Source organism: Tahibacter soli, from assembly GCF_025717065.2.
GTDB classification, from domain to species: domain Bacteria; phylum Pseudomonadota; class Gammaproteobacteria; order Xanthomonadales; family Rhodanobacteraceae; genus Tahibacter; species Tahibacter soli.
Genome location: NZ_JAOVZO020000003.1, coordinates 61,165 through 85,448, shown reverse-complemented (window position 1 = coordinate 85,448; position 24,284 = coordinate 61,165). Strand labels below are relative to the sequence as shown.

9 protein-coding genes are annotated in these 24,284 nt (G+C 70.8%); 2 read left to right on the top strand and 7 right to left on the bottom strand.

Annotation, left to right across the window (positions count from 1 at the left end):
- The first annotated feature begins 137 nt into the window (after nt 1-137).
- Entirely contained in the window at nt 138-998 is an 861-nt protein-coding gene (locus OD750_RS02715; protein ID WP_263545876.1) for a helix-turn-helix domain-containing protein, read from the top strand.
- 7 nt (nt 999-1,005) lie between these two features.
- On the opposite strand, the gene OD750_RS02710 is transcribed toward OD750_RS02715, so the two are convergent.
- From OD750_RS02710 to OD750_RS02690, 5 genes are all read right to left on the bottom strand, one after another.
- Nucleotides 1,006-2,328, bottom strand: coding sequence for an alginate export family protein (locus OD750_RS02710; protein WP_263545875.1), 1,323 nt, complete (start codon nt 2,326-2,328; stop codon nt 1,006-1,008).
- Complete coding sequence (locus OD750_RS02705; protein ID WP_263545874.1) at nt 2,313-4,154, bottom strand: amidohydrolase; 1,842 nt, start codon at nt 4,152-4,154, stop codon at nt 2,313-2,315. Before OD750_RS02705 ends, OD750_RS02710 begins: the two co-directional genes overlap by 16 nt.
- A gap of 11 nt (nt 4,155-4,165) precedes the next feature.
- A complete protein-coding gene (locus OD750_RS02700; protein WP_263545873.1) occupies nt 4,166-4,429 on the bottom strand; it encodes a XapX domain-containing protein in 264 nt (87 codons plus the stop codon).
- Nucleotides 4,430-4,433: 4 nt separating this feature from the next.
- Entirely contained in the window at nt 4,434-5,090 is a 657-nt protein-coding gene (locus OD750_RS02695) for a hydrolase (protein WP_263545872.1), read from the bottom strand.
- A 112-nt stretch (nt 5,091-5,202) separates the two neighbouring features.
- Entirely contained in the window at nt 5,203-5,838 is a 636-nt protein-coding gene (locus tag OD750_RS02690; protein ID WP_263545871.1) for a response regulator transcription factor, read from the bottom strand.
- A 121-nt stretch (nt 5,839-5,959) separates the two neighbouring features.
- Between OD750_RS02690 and OD750_RS02685 the strand changes: the two genes are divergently transcribed.
- Nucleotides 5,960-8,923 carry a sensor histidine kinase gene (locus OD750_RS02685; protein ID WP_263545870.1) on the top strand — a complete coding sequence of 988 codons (2,964 nt, stop codon included), beginning with the start codon at nt 5,960-5,962 and terminating at the stop codon, nt 8,921-8,923.
- Here OD750_RS02685 and OD750_RS02680 read toward each other — a convergent pair.
- Both OD750_RS02680 and OD750_RS02675 read right to left on the bottom strand, forming a co-directional pair.
- A complete protein-coding gene (locus OD750_RS02680) occupies nt 8,920-9,342 on the bottom strand; it encodes a universal stress protein (RefSeq protein ID WP_263545869.1) in 423 nt (140 codons plus the stop codon). The genes OD750_RS02685 and OD750_RS02680 overlap by 4 nt on opposite strands.
- A gap of 292 nt (nt 9,343-9,634) precedes the next feature.
- Nucleotides 9,635-24,145 (bottom strand): DUF11 domain-containing protein, encoded by a 14,511-nt coding sequence (locus tag OD750_RS02675; protein WP_272841759.1) that lies wholly within the window; start codon nt 24,143-24,145, stop codon nt 9,635-9,637.
- Nucleotides 24,146-24,284 lie beyond the last annotated feature (139 nt).

Here is a 24,284-nt window from a genome sequence, read left to right as displayed (position 1 = left end):
GGCGCCCGAAAGCGCGTACGCGTTCGGTTCGCCGCAACCGGAACGCGGCGGCGTACGGCGGCGGCGACCCGTTCGGGTGTGGCACGCAGCGGCGCGCGCGCCATGCTGGACTCACGCCTCCCGACTTTGCCCGACCGATGACATCCGCCGACCATGTCCGAACGCCCGACCGGCATCCGCGCCCCGATCGCGCACCGTCGCTCGTCGCGAACGCGCACGGCACGCCGATCGCCTTCGACCTCCTCGCGTCGGACGGGCCGCCGGCGGGCGACACGGCGCCCGCGCCGTACGACGATGCGTTTCTCGTCTGCCTGCAGCTGCGCGACGTGCCGGTACGCCGGCTGCGCGCCGGCGAAACGGTGTTGTGCGACCTGACACGCGCGCCGCCCGCGCACATCGACGCGCCGTTTCGCGCGATCCACGCGCATCTGCCGCACGCGGCGCTCGCCGACCGCGCCGGCATGCCGCGCGCCGACGCGTTGCGCTGCGAGCCCGGCATCGGCGTCGACGACGCCACGATCCGGCATCTGTGCCTGTCGCTGTTGCCGCAGATCGAAGCGCCCGAGCGCGCCGACCGCATGTTCGTCGACCACGTCGCGCTGGCGCTCGCCAGCCACGTCGTGCGCACCTACGGCGAGCGCCGCGACCCGGCGGCATCGGCGCGCGGCGGCCTCGCGCCGTGGCAGGAGCGTCGCGCAAAGGAACTGCTCGACGCGCATCTCGACGGCCGCATCGCGGTCGCCGAACTCGCGCGGCAATGCGGCCTTTCGGTCGGCCATTTCTCGCGCGCGTTCCGGCAGTCGACCGGCGATGCGCCGTACGCGTGGCTGATCCGGCGGCGCGTCGACGCGGCCAAGGCGCTGCTGCGCGACCGGCGCGTGCCGCTGACGCAGGTCGCGCTCGACTGCGGCTTCGCGAACCAGAGCCATTTCACCCGCGCGTTCAAGCGGCAGATCGGCACGAGCCCGGGGCACTGGCGCCGCGGCGCCTACGGCTGACCGACCGCTAAAATTTCCACTGCGCGACAAACATCGCAAAGTCCGCGTCGCGGCCGCCGGCACGTTCGATCGCGGCACCCGCGTCGTGTCGCGCGACCTGCGCGGTCAGCGTCCACGCGCGATCGACGCGCCACGACGCATCGAGCACCACCGCGCGACCCACGTCGCGCGAACGATCGGCCAGCGTCGGTGCGAGCGGTGCGTACGGCTGCACGTACACGGCGTCGTCGGCGCGCATGCGCCGCCGCGACAGCACGCTCGCGCGCAAGGCGACGCCGTCGCGCGGCGCGACGCCGACGCTCGCGCGCGCCACGAGCGCGTTCGACCAGCTCATCAGCGCGCTTTCGTCGAAATACGCGCCTTTCGGAAACAGCGGATTGAACGTTTCGAGCGCACGCGTCCCGGCGCGGTCGCCGGAACCGGCGTCGACCTCCAGCGCGACGCGCGGCGACCATGCCGCGCGTGCGGTGTAGCCGACGATCGCGCCGGCGGCCCAGGCGCGAATCGCGCGGCCGGCGAAGCGGCCGTGCTGCGCCAGCGCTTCGACGTCGACGTCGAAGCCGCGCGCCGCGCCCGCGTAGCGCGCGCCGACGCTGTCGCGGCGCTCGTCGCCGCGCACGCTGCCGAACGTCGCATCGTCGCGGTCGAGGCTCAGCGCGTACACGTCGAGCGTCGCGTGCGCACCGATCCTGCGCGATGCGTAGGCGCCGCGAAACGCCTGCGCGCCGTCGGCCGCGTCGTCGAACGGATCGGGATCGACCGCGACGGGCCGCAGCGCGAACGCGTCGATGCGCCATGCGCCGGCCTGCCATGTCGCGCGCGCGCCGTCGAAGCTCTGCCGCACGTTCGGCCCCTCGCGCACCGACACGAAGCGCTGCGTCGCGTTGAACATCAGCTCCTGGCGGCCCGCGCGCAGCGTGACGTCGCGCGCCTGCCCGAAGGCCACGTCGACGAACAGATTGCGCACGTCGCCGCGATCGACGTCGCTGACCGCAAGCGGCGGTTTCTTGCCGATCGCGTCTTCGCGACCGAGCTGCGCGAACACGCGCACGCGTTCGCCGAAGTGCCAGTCGGCATGCACGAGCGCGCGCGTCAGCGCGTACGTGTCGGCCACGCGGCCGATGCCGTAGCGCGGCGCGTCGAACGCGTCGACGCGCACGCGCGTTTCGCCGCCGAGCGAGACGTAGGCGTCGCCGTCGGGCGTCAACGCGATGTCCTTGTACGGCGGCGCGCCGTCGACGTCGTGCCAGCGTTCGTTCGCGCGCACGAGTTCGAACGGCGGCGGCGCGGCGGTCGCCGCGAGCGCGAGCGGGATCAGAACGCCCAGCACGAGCAGCCGAGCGCGCCCCAGAAGCCGTTCGCGTCGGCGAGGTTCGTCGCCGGCGCCTGCGTGCGCGCGTGCACGCCGCACGCGCGTGCGGCCGGCAGCGTGCGCATCGCCGCGCGCGCGGCGTCGTTCTTCCAGTAGCGGCTGCCGAAGTTCACCGGCGACCAGTCCGGCATCGCCGGCGGCACGCCCGGATCGAGCGGACGATACGCGTCGTCGGCGTAGACGATGCGCCCGCCGACGACCGTCAGCACCGACACGATGCCGCGGATCTCGTCTTCGGGCACCGAGAAGTAGTCGGCCGAGAGCACGGCGCAGTCGGCGAGCTGGCCGATCTTGATCTGCCCCTTCGCGCCGTCTTCGTTCGAGAACCACGCGTTGGCGCGCGTGTAGAGATCGAGCGCATCGTCGCGCGAGAGCAGGTTGGCGGCCGGATACAGCGCGAGCCCGCCGAGCGTGCGGCCGGTCGCGAGCCAGTACAGCGCGTTCCACGGATCGTAGCTCGCCACGCGCGTGGCGTCGGTGCCGGCGCCGACCTTCACGCCGAGTTCGAGCATGCGCTTGACGGGCGGCGTGCGCTCGGCCGCCTTCGCGCCGTAGCGTTCGACGAAATACTCGCCCTGGTACGCCATGCGATGCTGCACCGCGACGCCGCCGCCGAGCCGCGCGATGCGTTCGAGATTGCGGTCGGACACGGTTTCGGCGTGGTCGAAGAACCAGCGGATGCCGTCGAGCGGAATATCCTTGTTCACTTTTTCGAACACGTCGAGCGCACGCGTGATCGTCTCGTCGTACGTCGCGTGCATGCGCCACGGCCAGCGCTGCGACGCGAGCACGCGCACGACCGCGTCGAGTTCGGTCTCCATCGACGCCGGCATTTCCGGACGCGGCTGGCGGAAGTCCTCGAAGTCGGCGGCGGAGAACACGAGCATTTCGCCGGCGCCGTTGAGCCGGTAGTAGTCGTCGCCCTGGCCGTAGCGGTTGTTCGCGGTCCAGCGCGTGAAGTCGGCGACTTCTTCCTTCGGCTTCTGCGTGAACAGGTTGTAGGCGATGCGCACGGTCAGTTCGCCGGCCGCGTGCAGGTCGGCGATCACCTTGTAGTCGTCGGGATAGTTCTGGAAGCCGCCGCCGGCGTCGATGACGCCGGTGACGCCGAGGCGGTTCAGTTCGCGCATGAAATGGCGCGTCGAATTGACCTGGTAGTCGTACGGCAGCTTCGGGCCTTTCGCGAGCGCCGAATACAGCAGCAGCGCGTTGGGCCTTGCGAGCAGTAGGCCGGTCGGTTCGCCGTTGGCGTCCTTGACGATTTCGCCGCCGGGCGGATCGGGCGTGTCGCGCGTGTAGCCGGCCGCGCGCAATGCCGCGCCGTTCAATAGCGCACGATCGTACAAATGCAGAATGAAGACCGGCGTGTCGGGCGCGACGGCATTGAGTTCGGCGAGCGTCGGCAGCCGCTTTTCGGCGAACTGATGCTCGCTGAAGCCGCCGACGACCCGCACCCACTGCGGCGCCAGCGTGCGCGCGACCTGCTCGCGCAAGAGACGCATCGCGTCGGCGAGCGACGGCAGGCCGTCCCAGCGCAGTTCGAGGTTGTAGTTGAGGCCGCCGCGAATCACGTGCAGATGCGAGTCGATCAGGCCCGGAATCACGCGGCGGCGCGCGGCGTCGACGATGCGCGTGCCGGGTCCGGCAAACGCCATCGCGTCGGCGTCGTCGCCGACCGCGACGAAACGGCCGCCGGCGACCGCGAACGCCTGCGCCCGCGGCCTGCCGCGATCGCCGGTCGCTATTTCCGCATTGTGGACGATGAGTTCCGCGACGGTCGTCATGGTTCGCTCCTCTAGCCGTTGCGCGCATCGTCGCGCGGCGCGCGCTGCGGCAGCTGTCCGAACAGGTGCTCGCGGCAATCTTCGCGCACCTGCGACACGGTCGGCCGCTCGCCGGCGACGAGGCGCTTGGCGAGCGGCACGATCTGCTCGCCGATCAGGATGCCGGCGAGGCCGACGAGCGCGATGACCGGCGGCGCCGGCGAACGCACGTCGATCAGGCCGTACAGCACGCCGGCGAGAATGCCGGCCCCGAACGAGAGCAGATAGACGCCCATGGCCTCAATGGCCTTCGCTGGCGTTGAACATCGACTTGGCGTAGATGATGCCGAGGCCGTACGCGCCGCCGAGTTTCGCGGCGATGCCGGTCGTCGTGCCGTAGGTTTCCGCGCGCGCCCAGTCGCGCTGCAGTTCGAGCAGATATTGCAGCGCCGTCATCGGGCGCGCACCGGCCTGCACCATGCGCGTGACCGCGCGTTCGTGCGCTTCCGCCGACACGTCGCCGCACGCGTCGGTGACGACGTAGACCTCGTAGCCCTGTTCGAGCGCGGTCAGCACCGGCCCGACGATGCACACCGACGTCCACAGGCCCGCGAGCACGACGCGCGGCTTGCCGATTTCGTTGATGCGCGCGACGACGTTCGCGTCTTCCCAGCAGTTCATCGACGTGCGATCGATGAGCTTCTCGCCCGGCAGCGGGGCGGTCACTTCGTCGAACATCGGGCCTGAAAAGCTCTTCTCGGCGACGGTCGTCAGGATCGTCGATACCTTGAAGCTCGCCGCCGCGGCGGCGAGGATGCCCGCGTTGTTGCGCAGGCTGACCGCGTCGATCGAATGCGTCGCGAACGCCATCTGCGACTGGAAGTCGATCAGGATCAGCGTGTGGTCGGTCGGCGTGAGCAGCTGCTTGCCGGGCGTGGTCGTGGCGTGTAGCGACATGGACGGCTCCTGGTGGGTGGCGGACGCGCTACTGTCGCGCCGCGGCGGTGCGGATCCCAGACCGCGACGGGCAGCTTTTTCCTACCCGAACGGGTGAGACGCCGGCACCGCGCTACGGCGCGTCGAGAAACCCGCGCCGCACCGCGAGCGTCACCGCGTGCGTGCGGTCCGACGCGCCGAGCTTGCCCATCGCGTTCTGCAGGCGCGCCTTGATCGTGTCGTCCGAAACGTTCAACTGCTCGGCGATTTCCTTGTTCGAATGCCCGGTCGCGACGAGCCGCAGCACCGCCAGTTCGCGCGGCGTCAGCATTTCGGAGCACGCGTGCAGCGCGACGTCGCTCGCGACTTCGGCCGTCATCGCGCGGCGGCCGGCCGCGGCGCGGCGGATCGCGTCGAGTATCTCCTCGCGCGTCGCGCTCTTGAGCAGGTACGCCGTCGCGCCGAGGGCGAGCGCGCGCTTCGCGCGCGCGTCGCCGGGATACGTCGTCAGCACGACGATGCGCGCCGACGCGTTCTCGCCGCAGATCGCGGCGATCGCGTCGAGACCGTCGACGTTCGGCATCTGCAGGTCGAGCAAGGTGACGTCGGGATCGAGCTCGCGAAAGCGCGCCAGCGCCTCGGCGCCGTCGCCGGCTTCGCCGACCACGTCCATGTCGCCCGCGCTTTCGATCGCGGCGCGCAGACCGTCGCGCATGACCGGATGGTCGTCGGCGACCACGACGCGGATGCGTTTTTCCAGGTTGTTCATGATCCGCGACCTCCGGCGCGGCGCCATGATCGGGGCCGGTAGACGTTCGTTCAATGCCCAAACGGGTGGATCGCGGCCATGCGATCATGCGGCGAACTCTGTAGTACGGAACGTGTTTCGAGTGAAACGGTTGCTGGGCTTTTGCTGGCTGCTGGCGTGCGCGGCCACGGCCGACGCGGCGCAGTACCGCCATACCGCATGGCCGATCGAACGCGGCGCGCCGGCCGACGTGTGGGCGCTGGCGCAGGGCCGCGACGGCTGGCTGTGGCTCGGCACCGGCAACGGCCTGTACCGGTTCGACGGGGTGCGCTACACGCGCGTCGAACCGGGCGGCACGGCATTCGCGACCGGCAACATCACCGCGCTGCGTTTTTCGACCGACGACACGCTGTGGCTCGGCTTCTTCTACGGCGGTGCCGCCGCGCTCGCGCACGGCACGCTCACGCGTTACGGCGCGACGCAGGGATTTCCCGACGGCATGACGCTCGCATTCGCGCAGACGCGCGACGGCACGCTGTGGGCCGCGAGCCGCGGCGGCCTCGTGCGTTTCGACGGCGCGCGCTGGCGGACGGCCGGCATCGACGACGGCTATCCGGCGGGACGCGCCGACTGGGCGCTCGTCGACCGCGACGGCACGCTGTGGGTAACGACCGGCGACGAACTCGTGTATCGCCGCGACGGCATGGCACGTTTCGAACGCACCGGCATCGCGGTCGGGAAGGACGCGATCGTCGCGCAGGCGCCGGACGGCGAGTTGTGGCTGTCGGACGCGCTGCACGGCACGCGCGCGCTGCCGGGCCTCGCCGCCGATCCGGCGCGCGCGCGCGGCGCCGAACCGCCGCGCACGAACTTCGGCCACGTCAAGCGCCTCGTATTCGACCGCGACGGCACGTTGTGGGGCTCTGACGTCGCGCGCGGCGGCGTGTGGCGCGTGGCGCAGCCGCGCAAGCTCGGCGCGCGTGCGCTGGCGCCCGACGACGTCGACGCGTTCTTCGGCCGTAAAGACGGCTTGACGTCCGACATCGCCGTGCCGCTGCTCGAAGACGCCGAGGGCACGCTGTGGGCCGGCACGAACCTCGGCCTCGACAGTTTTCGTCGCAACAACGTCGTCGCGCTCGAAGCGCTGCGTGCCGGACCGACCTCGGATCTCGCGCTCGCCGTCGGCGACGGCGGCGCGATGTGGGCCGTCAATCGCGGCGCGCTGCTGCGCGCGACGCCCGACGCGACGACGATAGCCGCGGCGGAACTGCCGGAAATCTACGCCGCGGTGCGCGCCGGCGACGGCGCGCTGTGGCTCCAGGCGAGCGACGGTTTTTTGCGCCGACACGACGGCGTCTTCGAGACGATCGCGCTGCCGGAGAACCTCGGCATCGAGGACGTGCGCGCGATCGCGCCGGATCGCGAGGGCGGCCTGTGGATCGCGGCGTCGCGGCGCGGCGTGTGGCATTGGCGCGGCGCCATCTGGTCGCCGCTCGAACCCGGCGAACTCGCCGGCCGCGCGCCGACGGCGCTCGCAGTCGACGCGCAAGGCACGCTGTGGATCGGCCACGCCGACGGCACCCTGGCGCGTGTCGACGCGCACGCGCGCCGCCTCTACGGCGCCGCCGAAGGTCTCGCGGTCGGCGTCGTCACGGTCGTCGAGGCGAACGGCGACGCGATCTACGTCGGCGGAGAAACGGGTCTCGCGCGGCGCCGCGGCGAGCGCTTCGACGCGCTCGCAGTGCTGCAACCCGAAGCGCTCGCGGGCATCTCGGGCGTCGTGCGTTCGCGCGACGGCGATCTGTGGCTCAACACGATCGCCGGCATCGTGCGGGTGAACGCGGCGGAGGCCGAACGCGCATTCGCCGAGCCGGGTTATCGCGCCGCGGCACGGCGGTTCGATCACCGCGACGGCCTGCCCGGCGTCGCGCGCCAGGCGACCGTCACGGGGAGCGCGCTCGCCGACGACGCGGGCCGCCTTTGGTTTCTGACGAACCAGGGCATCGCGTCGATCGATCCGGCCGCGATCCGTACGAACGCGCGCGCGCCGACGGTGCTGATCGAGGCGCTCGACGCCGCCGGCACCCGCTACGCGGCCGGCGCATCGCCTCGCTTGCCGAGCGGCACCAGCACGGTACGCGTGGCGTACACGGCGACGAGCCTTGCGGCGCCCGACCGCGTCGCGTTCCGCTACCGGCTCGACGGCGTCGACGCCGACTGGCAGGACGCCGGCGACCGGCGTGAGGCGTTCTACGCGAACCTGCGCCCCGGCGACTATCGCTTTCGCGTCATCGCGGCCAACGAGGACGGCGTGTGGAACGCGGTGGGCGCGGCGTTCGCGTTCGCCATCGAACCGCGGCTCTACCAGCGCCCGTGGTTCTACGCGCTCGTCGCGCTCGGCGCGTTGGCGCTTTCGCTACAATTCTATTTCTGGCGGCTGCGGCTCGCGTCGGACAGCATCCGCCTGCGCTTCGAGGAGCGCGTCGGCGAGCGCGAGCGCATCGCGCGCGAGCTGCACGATACGCTGCTGCAAGGCGTACAGGGCCTGCTGCTGCGCCTGCAGGCGCTCGCCGCGGGCCTCGCGCCCGACGACCGCCGGCGCGGTACGCTCGACGCCGCGATCGAACAGGCGCGCGCGATGCTCGTGGAAGGCCGCGACCGCATCGTCGCGCTGCGCGTCGGCGACATCGAAAACGACAGTTTCGCCGACGCGGTGCGCGCGATCGGCGAGACGCTGGCCGGCGACGGCGTCGCGTTCGGCGTTACGGTAACGGGCACCGAGAAGCCGGTGTGTCCGCCGGCATGCGAAGAACTGCTCGAGATCGTGCGCGAGGCGCTGCGCAACGCGTTCGCGCATGCGAACGCCGCACGCGTCGCGGTGTCGATCGCGTTCGATGCGCAGGCGCTGCGCGTGCGCGTGATCGACGACGGCGACGGGATCGACGAGGCGACGCTCCGGCAGCGCCGGCGCGACGGGCATTGGGGCCTCGTCGGCATGCACGAGCGCGCCGCGAAACTCGGCGCGACGCTCGCGCTGCGACGCGTGCCGCCGCACGGCACCGAGGTGGCGCTGACGGTGCCGCGCCGCGTCGCGTTCCGTGCTTAACGCACGACCAGCACCGGCACCTTGCAGCCGCCGAGCACCTTCGTCACCACCGAGCCGAGCAGCAGGTTGCGGAACGCGCCCAGCCCGTGCGACCCCATGACGACGAGATCGTAGCCACCGCGCTCGGCGGTCCTGGCGATCACGTCGCCGGGATCGCCGACGACGGCGATCTCGTCGACGGCGAGCGTCGAATCGGCGAGTATCGCGCGCGCTTCGCCGAACGCGGCTTGCGCGTTTTCGGCGTGATAGCGCTCGACGTCGTCGCGGCCGAGCGCGCTGGCAACGCGCGCCATCAGCGGCGGATCGACGTTGACGAGCGTCGCGCTCGCGCCGTCGCGGAATACCGACAGATGCGACGCGACGTATTGCGCGGCAAGACGGCTGTGCGGGCTGCCGTCGACGGCGAGCAGGATTTTCATGCGAGTCTCCGCGAGTGGACCGCGACGACTGTAACGCGGCGCGGCCGTGCAATCCGCACGCGCCCGCAACGGTGCGTAACGATGCGTAACGGCCTGACCGAGGCGACGATCCGAGCGGCGGACGGTTTGCGGCAGCGCGAAATGCACGTCGCAATGTCGACTCGCGGCACGGCGCAAAAGAAAAGCGGCGAGAGTCGCCTCTCGCCGCCAGTCGTTGAATTTTTGTTTTTTTCTGTAACGAATCCGGCGAAGGGACGACGACGAAAGCGAACCTCGCCGTCGCCCCGCGCCGTTACTTCCGCAGCGTCACGCGCCGCCGTCCGACCTGCGCGACCCAGGCGAACCCGCCAAGCGTCACGATCAGGCCCAGCAGCGCTCCGAGGTTCAGCATCGGCACCGGCAATTCGGCACGCACGAGCGGCGTGTTGTCGGAGCCGGTGTTGTTCGACGGGTTCGGGTCCGGCGTGTCGCTGGCGACGGTCGCCGTGTTCACGATCGGATTCGCGCCGGCATACGCCTTCGGCACCGCGAGCTTCAGCGCGATCGTCGCCGTAGCGCCGCTTGCGAGCGTCGGCCGCGTGCATCTGACGCTGCCGCCGTTCGCCGCACAGGTCCAGCCGTCGCCGCTCGCACTGACGAACGTCAGCCCGGCCGGCAGCGGATCGGCGACCACGACGTTGGTCGCCGCGCCCGGGCCGTGGTTCGTCACGGTCAACGTCCATACGATCGGCTGGCCCTCGCGGATCACGACGCCCCCGTCGTCCTTGACCAGCGCCAGATCGGCCGCGTCGCCGACCGGCACGTCGACCGTGCTCGAACAGTGGCTCGCCTGCGGACACGTCGGGTCGCCACTCGCGATCGTCGCGGTGTTCGCGATCGATGCGGTGCCGGCCGCCGCGCTCGTCGGGGTCACCGGAATCACGAACGCGACGCTCGCGCCCGGCGCAAGGCCCGCGGCAACCGTACACGTGACGGTCTGGCCCGCGATCGCGCAGCCGGCCGGCATCGTGCCCGGCGCGAGGCCCGCCGGCAGCGGATCCTCGATCGTCGCCGGACCGGTCGTCGCCGCGCGGCCGGTGTTCGTCACCGTCAGCGTGTAGCTCGCGGGCACGCCGACCGTGAAGCTCGGCGCGCTCGCGGTCTTGACGATCGTCAGTTCGGCCGAGTCGACCGGCACGTCGACCGTGCTCGAGCAGTTCGGGTCGACGCCTCCGCCGGCCGGCTGCGGCACCGGCCGCGGCATCGGCAGCGGACACACCGCGTCTCCGCCGCCGCCGACGATCGCGGTGTTCGTCACGGTCGTGCCGCTCGCCGCCGCCGTCGGGGTCACCGGGATCACGAACTGCACCGAAGCGTTCGGTGCGAGGCCCGCCGGGATCGTGCACGAGAGGACCTGGCCGGTCGCGGTGCAGCCGGCCGGCAGCGGACTGCCGAGCGCCAGCACCGCCGGCACGTCGTCGAGCACGCCGGCCGCGGCCGTCGTCGCGATGCCGCCGACGTTCGTCACCGTCAGCGTGTAGCTCGCCGACTGGCCGACCGCGAACGCCGCATCGCTCGCGGTCTTGACGATCCTCAACCGCGGCGCATCGACCGGCGTGTTCGTCGTCGACGAGCAGTGCGTCGCATCGGCCGGGCACGTCGGATCGCCGCCGCCGGACACCGTCGCGGTGTTGGTGACGGTCGTGCCGCTGGCCGCCGCCGTCGGCGTCACCGGGATGACGAAGCTGGCGCTCGCACCGACGGCCAACCCTCTCGGGATCGTGCACGTCACCACCTGCCCGCTGCTGGCGCAGCCGGCGGGCACCGTACCGAGCGTCAGGCTCGCGGGCACCGTGTCGCTGACCGTCGCGTCGGCCGTCGTCGCCGAGCCGCCGGTGTTCGTCACCGTGAGCGTATAGCTCGCCGGCTGGCCGACGACAAAGCTCGCGGCGCTCGCGGTCTTGACGATCGTCAGCTGCGGCAGTTCCACCGGCGTGTTGGTCGTCGACGCGCAGTGCGTCGTATCGGCCGGACACGTCGGGTCGCCGCCGCCGGACACCGTCGCGGTATTGGTGAGCGTCTGGCCGCTCGCAGCCGCCGTCGGCGTCACCGGAATCGTGAAGCTGACGCTGGCGTTCACCGCGAGACCCGCGGCGATCGAGCATGTGACGGTCTGGCCCGCCGCGACGCAACCGGCCGGCAACGGCGCACCGATCGTCAGGTCGGCCGGTATCGGATCGTTCACCGTCGCGATCCGCGTCGTCGCCGCCGTGCCCGTGTTCGTGACCGTCAGCGTATAGCTGGCCGGCACGCCGACCGCGAAGCTCGACGCGCTCGCGGTCTTCACGATCGTCAGCCGCGGCGCATCGACCGGCGTCGTGACGCTGCCGTTGCAACGCGCCGGCGGGTTCGGCGCGCCGACCGGGCAGCTCGGATCGCCGCCGCCGCGCACGGTCGCCACGTTCGTCACCGACAGCCCGCTCAGCGCCGCCGTCGGCGTGACCGGAATCGCGAAGCTCACCGACGTGCCCGTCGCCAAACCGACCGCGATCGTGCAGTTGACGACCTGATCCACGGCCGTGCAGCCGGCCGGCAAGGTGCCGATCGTCAAACCGGTCGGGACCGTGTCGGTCACCGCCGTCGGCGCCGTCGTCGCCGCCGTGCCGGTGTTCGTCACCGTCAGCGTATACGTCGCCTGCACGCCCACCACGAACGACTCCGGCGTCGCCGTCTTGACGATCTGCAGCTGCGGCGCGCTCGCGTTGTCGGTCGTCGTACCCGTGCAGTGCGACTGGGCCGGACACGTCGGGTCGCCGCCGTCGTGCGCCGTCGCGTTGTTGGTCAGGCTCTGACCGTTCGCGGCCGGCTGCGGCGTCACCGGAATCGTGTAGCTCACGCTCGTTCCGGGCGACATGCCGGCAGGAATCGCGCAGGTCACGGTCTGGCCCGCGGCCGTGCAATCGATCGGCAGCGTGCCGATCGTCAGCAGGCTCGGGATCGCATCGACGATCGTACCGGCCAGCGTGTCGGCCTGGCCGTTGTTCGTCACCGTGATGACGTACGTGCTCTGCACGCCGACCACGAAGCTGCCTTGCAGCACCTTGGTCACGTCCAGTCGCGGCGCGTTCACCGGCGTCGTCGTCGTGGACGTGCAATGCGTCGCATCGGCCGGACACGTCGTATCGCCGCCGCCCTGCACCGTCGCCGTATTCACCGCCGGGTTCGCCGTCGTCGGCGCCACCGCGATCGTCACGCTGATCGCCGGCGCGTTGCTGCCGGGCAGGAGAACGGCAGAAGTGGAACAGTTCACTTGCGTCGTCGTGCTGGCCGAGCAATCCCATCCGGCCGCCGTGATCGGCAGCGTCGCGGTGATGCCCGTCGGCAGCGGATCGCTGACGGTGATCGCGCCGACCGTGCTCGAACTGCCTGTGTTGCTCACCTGCAGCCCGTAAGTCGCCGGCTGGCCGACCGCGAACGCGCCCGGCGTCGCCGTCTTGACGATCGTCAGTCGCGGCGCGCCGCCGTCGCCGTTCGTCACCGTGCTGGTCACACTGCACGGCGGCGCGGTGCAGATCGCCCCCGGCGGCGGCGTCGCCGTCGCCGTGTTGACGATCGTACCGGTCGCGCCGAGCCGCGCCGTGCCGTCGACCGTGATCGTCAGGCTCTCGCCGACACCCAGGCGAACGTTCGGCAGGTCGATCGCGTTCGTCGTGCCGGTCGCACCGGTGCCGGCCGCGCCGGTGTCGCAGTCGGCCGTCGGGCCGGTTGCCGCACCGTTGGCCGCGCAGCTCCAATCCGCCACGGCCACGCTCGCCGGCACGGTATCGGTCACGCGGATGCCGTTCGCCGGACTCGGGCCGTTGTTGGTCACCATGATGCGGTAGTCGAGCGACTGGCCCGGCAGATACGTGCCCGTCGGCGTTGCCGTCTTGGCAATCGCCAGATTCACCACCTCGCCGACCGGCACATCGACCGTGCTCGAGCAGTGCGTCGCCGCCGGACAAGTCGCGTCGCCGCCGCCGGACACCGTCGCCGTGTTCGTCACACTCGGCATCGCCGCAGCCGTCGGGGTCACCGGAATCGTGAATGCGACGTTCGCGCCGACCGCAAGGCCGGTCGGGATCGTACACGTCACCACTTGTCCGCTGTTGGCACAGCCGGCCGGCATCGTGCCCAGCGTCAGGCTCGCCGGCACCGTGTCGCTGACCGTCGCGTCGGCCGTCGTCGCCGCGCTGCCGGTATTCGTCACCGTCAGCGTGTAGCTCGCCGCGACGCCGACGGCAAAGTTCGACGCGCTCGCCGTCTTCACGATCGTCAGCTGCGGTGCGTTCACCGGCGTGTTCGTCGTCGACGTGCAATGCGTCGCATCGGCCGGACACGTCGGATCGCCGCCGCCGGACACCGTCGCGGTGTTGCTCACGGTCGTGCCGCTCGCGGCAGGCGTCGGCGTCACCGGAATCGTGAACGCGACGTTCGCGCCGACCGCAAGGCCGGTCGGGATCGCGCAGGTGACCAGTTGTCCGCTCGCGGCGCAGCCGGCCGGCATCGTGCCCAGCGTCAGGCTCGCCGGCACCGTGTCGCTGACCGTCGCGCCGGCCGTCGTCGCCGCGCTGCCCGTGTTCGTCACCGTCAGCGTGTAACTGGCCGGCACGCCGACCACGAAGTTCGAAGCGCTAGCGGTCTTCACGACGGTGAGGCGCGGGGCGTTCACCGGCACGTCGACCGTGCTCGTGCACTGCGTGGCGCCCGGGCACGACGGATCGCCGCCGCCCTGCACCGTCGCGGTATTGCTCACGGTCGTGCCGCTCGCGGCCGCCGTCGGCGTCACGGGTATGACGAAGTTCACCGGCGATCCCGTCGCCAGTCCCGCCGCAATCGTGCACGTGACTACCTGGCCCGTCGCCGCGCAACCCGCCGGCAACGGCGTGCCGATCGTCAGCGTGGCCGGCACCGTGTCACTGACCGTCGCGTCCCGCGTCGTCGCCGCCGTACCCGTGTTCGTCACCGTCAGCGTGTAGCTCGCCGGCACGTTCACCACGAAGTTCGACGCGCTGGCGGTCTTCACCACCGTCAGCTGCGGCGCGTTCACCGGCGTCGACGTCGTCGACGCGCAATGCGTCGCATCGGCCGGGCACGTCGGATCGCCGCCGCCCGATACCGTCGCGGTATTCGCGATCGTCGTGCCGTTCGCTGCAGCCGTCGCCATCACCGGGATCGTGAAGCTCGCGCTCGCCCCGATCGCGAGACCCGTCGGAATCGTGCACGTCACCACTTGTCCACTATTGGTACAACCGGCCGGCATCGTGCCGGGTGTCAGCGTGCTCGCCAGCGTGTCGCTCACGGTCGCAGCGGCGGTCGTCGCGGCCGTGCCCGTGTTCGTCACGGTCAGCGTGTACGTCGCCTCGACGCCGACCACGAAGCTCGGCGCGCTCGCCGTCTTGACGATCGTCAGCTGCGGCGCGTTCACCGGCGTGTTCGTCGTCGACGAACAGTGCGTCGTGTCGGTCGGACACGTCGGATCGCCGCCGCCCTGCACCGTCGCGGTGTTGGCCAGCGTCTGGCCGTTCGCCGCCGCCGTCGGCGTCACGTGGATCGTGAAGCTCGTCGTCGCACCGGCCGCCAGCGGCGCCGCGATCGTGCACGTCACCGTCTGGCCGGCGATCGTGCAGCCCGGCGCGCTGTCGATCACGAGGTCGGCCGGGATCACGTCCGTCACCGTCGCATCGCCGGTCGTGGCCACCACGCCGTTGTTGGTCACCTGCAGCGTGTAGCTCGCAGGAACCCCGACCACGAAGCTGGCTCCGCTCGCCGACTTCACGATGTCGAGCTTCGGCGCGTTGACGTTCGTCGTCGTCGTGCCCAGGCAGCGCGCCGGCAACGTCGCCGGATCGGCTCCGGTCGGGCAGCTCGGATCGCCGCCGCCCGTCGCCGTCGCGTTGTTCGTCACCGACAAGCCGTTCAGGCTCGCCTGCGGCGTCACCGGGATCGCGAACGACACCGGCGTGTTGGTCGCCAGCGGCGCGGCCACCGTACACGTCACCACCTGGCTAGCCGCCGTGCAGTCCGCCGGCAGCGTGCCGATCACGAGGCCGCCCGGAATCGTATCGCTGACCGTCGTCGTCGCGGTCGTCGCCGCCGTGCCCGTGTTGGTCAGCGTCAGCGTGTACGTCGCCTGCACGCCCACCACGAACGGATTCGGCGTCGCCGTCTTCACCAGCGACAGCTGCGGCGCGTCGACCGTGTCGGTCGTCGTGCCCGTGCAGTGCTCGGCCTGCGGACACGTCGGATCGCCGCCGCCGTTCGCCACCGCGCTGTTCGTCATCGCCTGGCCCGACACGCTCGCCTGCGGCGTGATCTGCGTGTCGAAGCTGATCGACTGACCCGGACTCAGGCCCGCCGGGATCTGGCACGTCACCACCTGCGCCGCCACCGTGCAGCCGCTCGACACCGTGCCGATCGTCAGACCCGCGGGAATCGTGTCGGTCACCGTGCCGGCCAGCGTGTCGGCCGTGCCGTTGTTGGTCACCTGGATCGTGTACGTCGAGGACACGCCCACCACGAGGTTGCCCGTCAGCGTCTTGGTCACGTCAAGGCGCGGCGCGTTCACCGGCGTCGTGGTCGTCGACGTGCAGTGCGTCGCATCGGCCGGACACGTCGTGTCGCCGCCGCCCTGTACCGTCGCCACGTTCACCGCCGGGTTCGCCGTCGCCGGTGCCACCGCCACCGTCACGTTGATCACCGGCGCGTTGCTGCCCGGCAGAAGAACCGCATTGGTGGAACAGTTCACTTGTGTCGCCGTGCTCGTCGCGCAGTCCCAGCCCGTCGCCGTGATCGGCAGCGCGGCCGTGAGGCCCGCCGGCAGCGGGTCGCTCACGCTGATCGTGCCGACCGTGCTCGACGTGCCCGTGTTGCTCACCGCCAGCGAGTACGTCGCCGGCTGGCCCACCGCGAACGACGCCGGCGTCGCCGTCTTGACGATCGTCAGCTGCGGCAGGCCGCCGTCGGTGTTCGTCGTCGTATCCGTCGCCGTGCAAGGCGGCGTCGTGCAGGTGGCGCCCGTCGGCGGCGTCGCCGTCGCCGTGTTCACGATCGCGCCCGTCGCGGACAGCTGCGCCGTGCCGTCGACCGTGATCGTCAGGCTCTCGCCGACGCCGAGGTTGACGTTCGCCAGATTGATCGCGTTCGTCGTGCCGCTCGCGCCGGTGCCGGCCGCGCCACTGTCGCAGTCCGCCGCCGCACCGGTCGCCGCGCACGTCCAGCCCGTCACCGTGACGTTCGCCGGCACCGTGTCGGTCACGCGCATGCCCACCGCCGGACTCGTGCCGGTGTTGGTGACGAGGATCGTGTAGTCGAGCGACTGGCCCGGCAGATACGTGCCCGACGGGGTCGCCGTCTTGGCGATCGTCAGGTCGACCACGAGGTCGACCGGCACGTCGACCGTGCTCGAGCACGGCGTCGCGCCCGGACAGGTCGGATCGCCGCCGCCCGATACCGTCGCCGTGTTCGCCACGTTCGGCATCGCCGCCGTCGTCGGCGTCACCGGAATCACGAACGCGGTGTTCGCGTCGACCGCAAGACCCGCCGCGATCGTGCACGTCACCACTTGTCCACTGTTGGAGCAGCCCGCCGGCATCGTGCCGAGCGTCAGGCTCGCCGGCACCGTGTCGCTCACCGTCGTCGTCGCCGTCGTCGCCGCCGTACCGGTGTTCGTCACCGTCAGCGTGAAGCTCGCCGCGACACCCACCGTGAAGCGCGGCGCGCTCGCGGTCTTGACCACCGTCAGCGCCGGCGCCAATACCGGCGTATCCGTCGTCGACGAGCAATGCGTCGCCGCCGGACAGCTCGGATCGCCGCCGCCGGACACCGTCGCGGTATTCGACACCGTGGTGCCGCTGGCGGCCGCCGTCGGCGTCACCGGGATCACGAACGCGGTGTTCGCGTTGACCGCAAGGCCCGCCTCGATCGTGCACGTCACCACTTGTCCACTATTGGTACAACCGGCCGGCATCGTGCCGAGGGTCAGGCTCGCCGGCACCGTGTCGCTCACCGTCGCCGCCGCCGTCGTCGCGGCCGTGCCGGTGTTGGTCACCGTCAGCGTATAGCTCGCCGGCACGCCGACCACGAAGTTCGCCGCGCTCGCCGTTTTCGCGATCGTCAATTGCGCCGCATTCGTCGGCGTGTTCGTCGTCGACTCGCAATGCGCAGCTCCCGGGCAGGTCGGGTCGCCGCCGCCCGAAACCTGCGCCGTGTTGACGACCGTCGTGCCGTTTGCGGCCGCCGTCGGCGTCACCGGGATCACGAACGACACGTCGTCGTTCACCGCAAGGCCCGTGGCGATCGTGCACGTCACCGTCTGGCCGTTCGCCGTGCAGCCGGCCGGCATCGTGCCGAGCGTCAGGCTCGCCGGCACCGTGTCGCTCACCGTCGCGCCGGCCGTCGTCGCCGCCGTGCCGGTGTTGGTCACCGTCAGCGTGTAGCTCGCCGGCACGCCCACGACGAAGCTCGTCGCGCTCGCCGCCTTGGCGATCGTCAGCTGCGGCGCGTTCGTCGGGGTGTCGGTCGTCGACGTGCAGCGCGTCGCGTCGGCAGGGCAAGTGGGATCGCCGCCGCCCGATACCGTCGCGGTGTTGGTCACGGTCGTGCCGTTCGCGGCCGCCGTCGGAGTGACCGGAATCACGAAAGCGACGTCGTCGTTCACGGCAAGACCCGCCGCGATCGTACACGTCACCACTTGTCCGCTCGCCGCGCAGCCGGCCGGCATCGTGCCGAGGGTCAGGCTCGCCGGGACCGTATCGGTCACCGTCGCCGCGGCCGTCGTCGCCGCCGTGCCGGTGTTGGTCACCGTCAAGGTATAGGCCGACGCCACGCCGACCACGAAACTCGTCGGCGCGCTCTTCACGAGCGTCAGCTGCGGGGCGTTCACGGGCGTGTTCGTCGTCGATTCGCACCGCGCCGTTTCGGCCGGACACGTCGCGTCGCCGCCGCCGGAGACCGTTGCCGTATTCGTCACGGTCGTGCCGCTCGCGGCGGCCGTCGGCGTAACGGGGATCACGAACGCCGAGCTCGCGCCAATCGCAAGGCCCGCCGCAATCGTACAGGTAACCACTTGTCCACTATTTGCACAGCCCGACGGCATCGTGCCGAGCGTGAGGGTCGCCGGCACCGTGTCGGTGACCACCGCGCCGGCGGTCGTCGCCGCCGTACCGGTGTTGGTCGCCGTCAGCGTATAGCTCGCCGGCACGCCGACCACGAAGTTCGCCGCGCTCGCCGTCTTCACGAGCGTCAGTTGCGGCGCGTTGACCGGCGTCGACGTCGTCGGCGTGCAGCGCGTCGCATCGGCCGGACAGGTCGGATCGCCACCGCCCGTTGCCGACGCGTTGTTCACCAGCGTCAAGCCGTTCGCGGCCGCTGTCGGCGTCACCGGAATCACGAAGCTCGTGGCGGCGCCGATCGCCAAGCCCGCAGGGACGGTACAAGTCACCACCTGGCCATTGTTCTGGCAATCCGTCGGCATCGCACCCAGCGTCAGCGTCGAGGGCACGTTGTCGCTCACCGTCGTCTCGGCCGTCGTCGCCGCCGTACCCGTATTGCGCACTTCCAGCACGTAGCTCGCCGGCACGCCGACGACGAAGTTCGACGCGCTCGGCGTCTTGGTCAGCGTCAGCTGCGGCGCGTTCACCGGCGTCGACGTCGTCGACGTGCAGTGCGTCGTATCGGCCGGGCACGTCGGATCGCCGCCGCCCGACACCGTCGCGGTATTCGCGATCGTCGTGCCGTTCGCCGCAGCCGTCGCCGTCACCGGGATCACGAACGTCGCCGTTGCGCCGACGGCAAGGCCGGTCGGAATCGTGCACGTCACCACTTGTCCACTATTGGTACAACCGGCCGGCATCGTGCCGGGCGTCAGCGTGCTCGCCAGCGTGTCGCTCACGGTCGCAGCGGCGGTCGTCGCGGCCGTGCCCGTGTTCGTCACGGTCAGCGTGTACGCCGCGGGCACGTTGATCACGAAGCTCGGCGCGCTCGCCGTCTTGACGATCGTCAGCTGCGGCGCGTTCACCGGCGTGTTCGTCGTCGACGAACAGTGCGTCGTGTCGGTCGGGCATGTCGGATCGCCGCCGCCCTGCACCGTCGCGGTGTTGGCCAGCGTCTGGCCGTTCGCCGCCGCCGTCGGCGTCACGTGGATCGTGAAGCTCGTCGTCGCACCGGCCGCCAGCGGCGCCGCGATCGTGCACGTCACCGTCTGGCCGGCGATCGTGCAGCCCGGCGCGCTGTCGATCACGAGGTCGGCCGGGATCACGTCCGTCACCGTCGCATCGCCGGTCGTGGCCACCACGCCGTTGTTCGTCACCTGCAGCGTGTAGCTCGCAGGAACCCCGACCACGAAGCTGGCTCCGCTCGCCGACTTCACGATGTCGAGCTTCGGCGCGTTGACGTTCGTCGTCGTCGTGCCCAGGCAGCGCGCCGGCAACGTCGCCGGATCGGCTCCGGTCGGGCAGCTCGGATCGCCGCCGCCCGTCGCCGTCGCGTTGTTCGTCACCGACAAGCCGTTCAGGCTCGCCTGCGGCGTCACCGGGATCGCGAACGACACCGGCGTGTTGGTCGCCAGCGGCGCGGCCACCGTACACGTCACCACCTGGCTAGCCGCCGTGCAGTCCGCCGGCAGCGTGCCGATCACGAGGCCGCCCGGAATCGTATCGCTGACCGTCGTCGTCGCGGTCGTCGCCGCCGTGCCCGTGTTGGTCAGCGTCAGCGTGTACGTCGCCTGCACGCCCACCACGAACGGATTCGGCGTCGCCGTCTTCACCAGCGACAGCTGCGGCGCGTCGACCGTGTCGGTCGTCGTGCCCGTGCAGTGCTCGGCCTGCGGACACGTCGGATCGCCGCCGCCGTTCGCCACCGCGCTGTTCGTCATCGCCTGGCCCGACACGCTCGCCTGCGGCGTGATCTGCGTCTCGAAGCTGATCGACTGGCCCGGACTCAGGCCCGCCGGGATCTGGCACGTCACCACCTGCGCCGCCACCGTGCAGCCGCTCGACACCGTGCCGATCGTCAGACCCGCGGGAATCGTGTCGGTCACCGTGCCGGCCAGCGTGTCGGCCGTGCCGTTGTTGGTCACCTGGATCGTGTACGTCGAGGACACGCCCACCACGAGGTTGCCCGTCAGCGTCTTGGTCACGTCAAGGCGCGGCGCGTTCACCGGCGTCGTGGTCGTCGACGTGCAGTGCGTCGCATCGGCCGGACACGTCGTGTCGCCGCCGCCCTGTACCGTCGCCACGTTCACCGCCGGGTTCGCCGTCGCCGGCGCCACCGCCACCGTCACATTGATCACCGGCGCATTGCTGCCCGGCAGAAGAACCGCATTGGTGGAACAGTTCACTTGTGTCGCCGTGCTCGTCGCGCAGTCCCAGCCCGTCGCCGTGATCGGCAGTGCGGCCGTGAGGCCCGCCGGCAGCGGATCGCTCACGCTGATCGTGCCGACCGTGCTCGACGTGCCCGTGTTGCTCACCGCCAGCGAGTACGTCGCCGGCTGGCCCACCGCGAACGACGCCGGCGTCGCCGTCTTGACGATCGTCAGCTGCGGCGCGCCGCTGTCGGTATTGGTCACCGTGCTCGAACGCGCGCAGGGCGGCGTCGTGCACGTCGCACCCGCCGGCGGCGTCGCCGTCGCCGTGTTGACGATGTCGCCCGTCGCCGAGAGCTGCGCCGTACCGGTTACGGCGATCGTCAGGCTGCCGCCCGAGACCAGCGAAACGCTGGCGAGGTTGATCGTGTTGCCCGTACCGGTCGCGCCGGTACCGGCCGCCGCGGTGTCGCAGTCGTTGCCGGCGCCGCTCGTACTGCAGCTCCAGTTCGCTACCGCCACCGTTGCCGGCACGGTATCCGTCACGCTGATGCCGTCGGCCGCCGATGCGCCGTTGTTCGTTACGGTAATCGTATAGTTCAGCGACTCGCCCGGCAGGTAGGTGGCGGCCGGCGTCGCGGTCTTCGTCACCGCGAGATTCACCATCTGGTCCACCGGCACGTTCACCGTGCTCGAACAACGCGCCGCCGCCGGACACGTCGCGTCGCCGCCGCCCGAAGCCTGCGCTGTGTTGTCCACGCTCGGCATCGCGGCCGCCGTGGGCGTCACCGGGATCACGAATGCCGCGCTCGCGTTGACGGCGAGGCCGGCGGCGATCGTGCAGGTGACGGTCTGGCCGTTCGCCGTGCAATCGGCCGGCATCGCGCCGAGCGTCAGGCTTGCGGGCACCGTGTCGGTCACGACCGTCTGCGCCGTCGTTGCCACGGTGCCGGAATTCGTCACCGTCAGCGTGAAGCTCGCCGCCACGCCCACCGTGAAACGCGGCGTGCTCGTCGTCTTCGCCACGGTCAACTGTGGCGCGACGACGCGCGTGTTCGTGTAGGTGCAGGTCGTTGCCGTCGCGCTGGCGCTGATCGTGAGCGGGCGGCCGGTCGCACCGGACGCCAGCGTGCTGCCGCCCGTGCATTGCACGATGGCGTCGTAGCTCGCCGCGGTCGCGCCGCCGCCAAAGGTTTCGGCAGGCAGCGTGATCACGTCGCCGGCACGCACGGTTACGGCCGTGCCGGTCGTGGCGGTCGGCGCGGTCGAGGCGAACGTCGCGTTGTTCGTGCCGCCGGTCGTCGTTGCCGTCGCCGTGTGACCGGCGGTCGATCCGGCGGCCCAGGTCTTGGCGAGCGTCAGCTGCTGCGATCGGCGCGTGTTCGTATACGTGCACACTGCGGCGTTCGGGCTCGTGATCGTCAGCGTATTCGTCTGCTGGCCGTTCGTGCCCGACAGCGTATGTCCGCCGGTGCAGGCCAACGTCGTCGTGTAGTTGGCGACGTTCGTTCCGCCTTCGGCGGGCAGCGTCACGACGTCGCCGACCGTCACGACGACCGCCGCACCGCTGTTGGCGGCCGTCGGCGCGGTCGCGGCAAACGTCGCGGTGTTGTTCGTTCCGCCCGTCGTTGCGCCGATGGTCACCTGATCGCCGGCGCGGCTGTCGGCGCTCCATGCTTTGGCAAGCTGCAGCGTCGCGGCCCGCCGGTTGACGAAACCGCAGATGATGGCGCTGTTCGGCAATACCCGCGCGGCGGGTATCGTGTAGGTACGTGTTGCCGTGTTGTAGGTGAGTCCCGGGATCGGGACGTTGCCGTTGTTCATGTCGCGGCAGTTGTCCACCGAATTGACCCAGCCGGCGCCCGGATCGGTTTCCGTCAGCGTCACCGCCACGTTCGAGCCGCTGAGCTGGCGCACGGCGCCGTTGGTCCAGGCGTTCGCGGCGGCCGCGATCGTGTCTCCCGCATAACCGTTGTTGCCGGTGAACGAGAACGTGCCCGCGGCGGTCGCGAATTTCGCCGCCTGCAGCGTCGGTACCCGGGTATTGACGAACCCGCAGATGATGGCGCTGTTCGGCAGTACCCGAGCGGCGGGTATCGTGTAGGTACGCGTTGCCGCGTTGTAGGTGAGTCCGGGAATCGGGGCGCTGCCGTTGTTCACGTCGCGGCAGGTGTCCACCGAGTTCACCCAGCCGGCCCCCGGATCGGCTTCCGTCAGCGTTACCGCCACGTTCGGGGCGCTGAGCTGGCGCACGGCGCCGTTGGTCCAGGCATTCGCGGCCGCCGCGATCGTATCTCCCGGATACCCGTTGTTGCCGGTGAACGAGAACGTGCCCGCGGCGGTTGCGAATTTCGCCGCCTGCAGCGTCGGTCGGCGCACCGTATTTGTATAAGTACACACCGCCGCATTCGTGCTGTTGATCGTAAGCGTATTGGCCTGCTGGCCATTCGTGCCGGACAGCGTATGTCCCCCGGTGCATGCCAGCGTCGTCGTGTAGTTGGCGACGTTCGGCCCGCCCTCGGCAGGCAACGTGACGACGCTCCCGACATTGATCGCGACCGCCGCGCCGCTGTTGGCCGCCGCCGGTGCGGTTGCCGTGAATGCGACCGTGTTGTTCGTACCGCCGGTGGTCGCGCCGATCGTTACCTGATTGCCCGCGATGTTGGCCCCCCAGGCTTTCGCGAGCTGCAGGGTCGCCTGATCGATCGTCGCGCTCGCGCAACGCGCGCCATCGTTGCCGGTCGAGGCCGGCCCCGTCGACATGAGCGTCGCCGCGGGGCTGGCCGCACCCGTATCGACGCGGAAAATTCGACCCGACTGGTTGTCGCTGCCGTACAAAAAGCCGCCCGGCCCGGAGTACGTGGCGCCGAAGTTCGTATTCGTGGTGGTCGGCGTCAGCCCGGCGATGACACCGAGATTGGTCACCGTTCCGTTGCCGGAACTGCCGGGCGAAAACCGGATCAGGCGCGGCCGCCAGGGGTTCGTCCGGTCCACCGCCACGCGATAGAAGGCGCCGTTGATCCATGACCAGTCGGCGCTGTTGTGTCCGGCCGGCACGAGCTGCGCCGAGCCCGAACGCACCACCGTCGCGTACGTCGCCGAATTCCGGTCGGCCAGATCGATCGCCACCCAGTCGTTCCTGTCGGACGACGACAGCCAGAGACGACCGCTGTCGTCGAAGTCGCCCACGTTGTAGTCGGCGGTCGCCGACACGCCCGCAGGCCTGCCGAGGTTCGTCAGGGTCAGGTCCGAACTCACCCGCATCAGCCGGTTGTTGTCGACGTCCCAACCGTAGAAATAGTTGTCGCGCGTGTTGAAGCCCACGCCATTGAGACGGGACGTCATGTTGCCCACGGACTGGCTGGCGCCGGAGGCCAGATTCACCCTCGTCACGTTGCCCCCCGAGCCGCTCGCGCCCTGGAACAGGTAGGCGAACTGGTTGCAGCTCCACGGGATGTCCGCCGCCGACACCGCCCCTGCCATCGAGAACGCCGCCGCGAAACCTGCCGCTATCGTCAAGCCCGCCGGACGCGGCCTGACGCGGTTGACTCGCCCCGACGGAAGGCCGGCGACGGTCGGATTTGCGGCCTCGGACGACCTTGCCGCGGGGCATTGCGCGAAG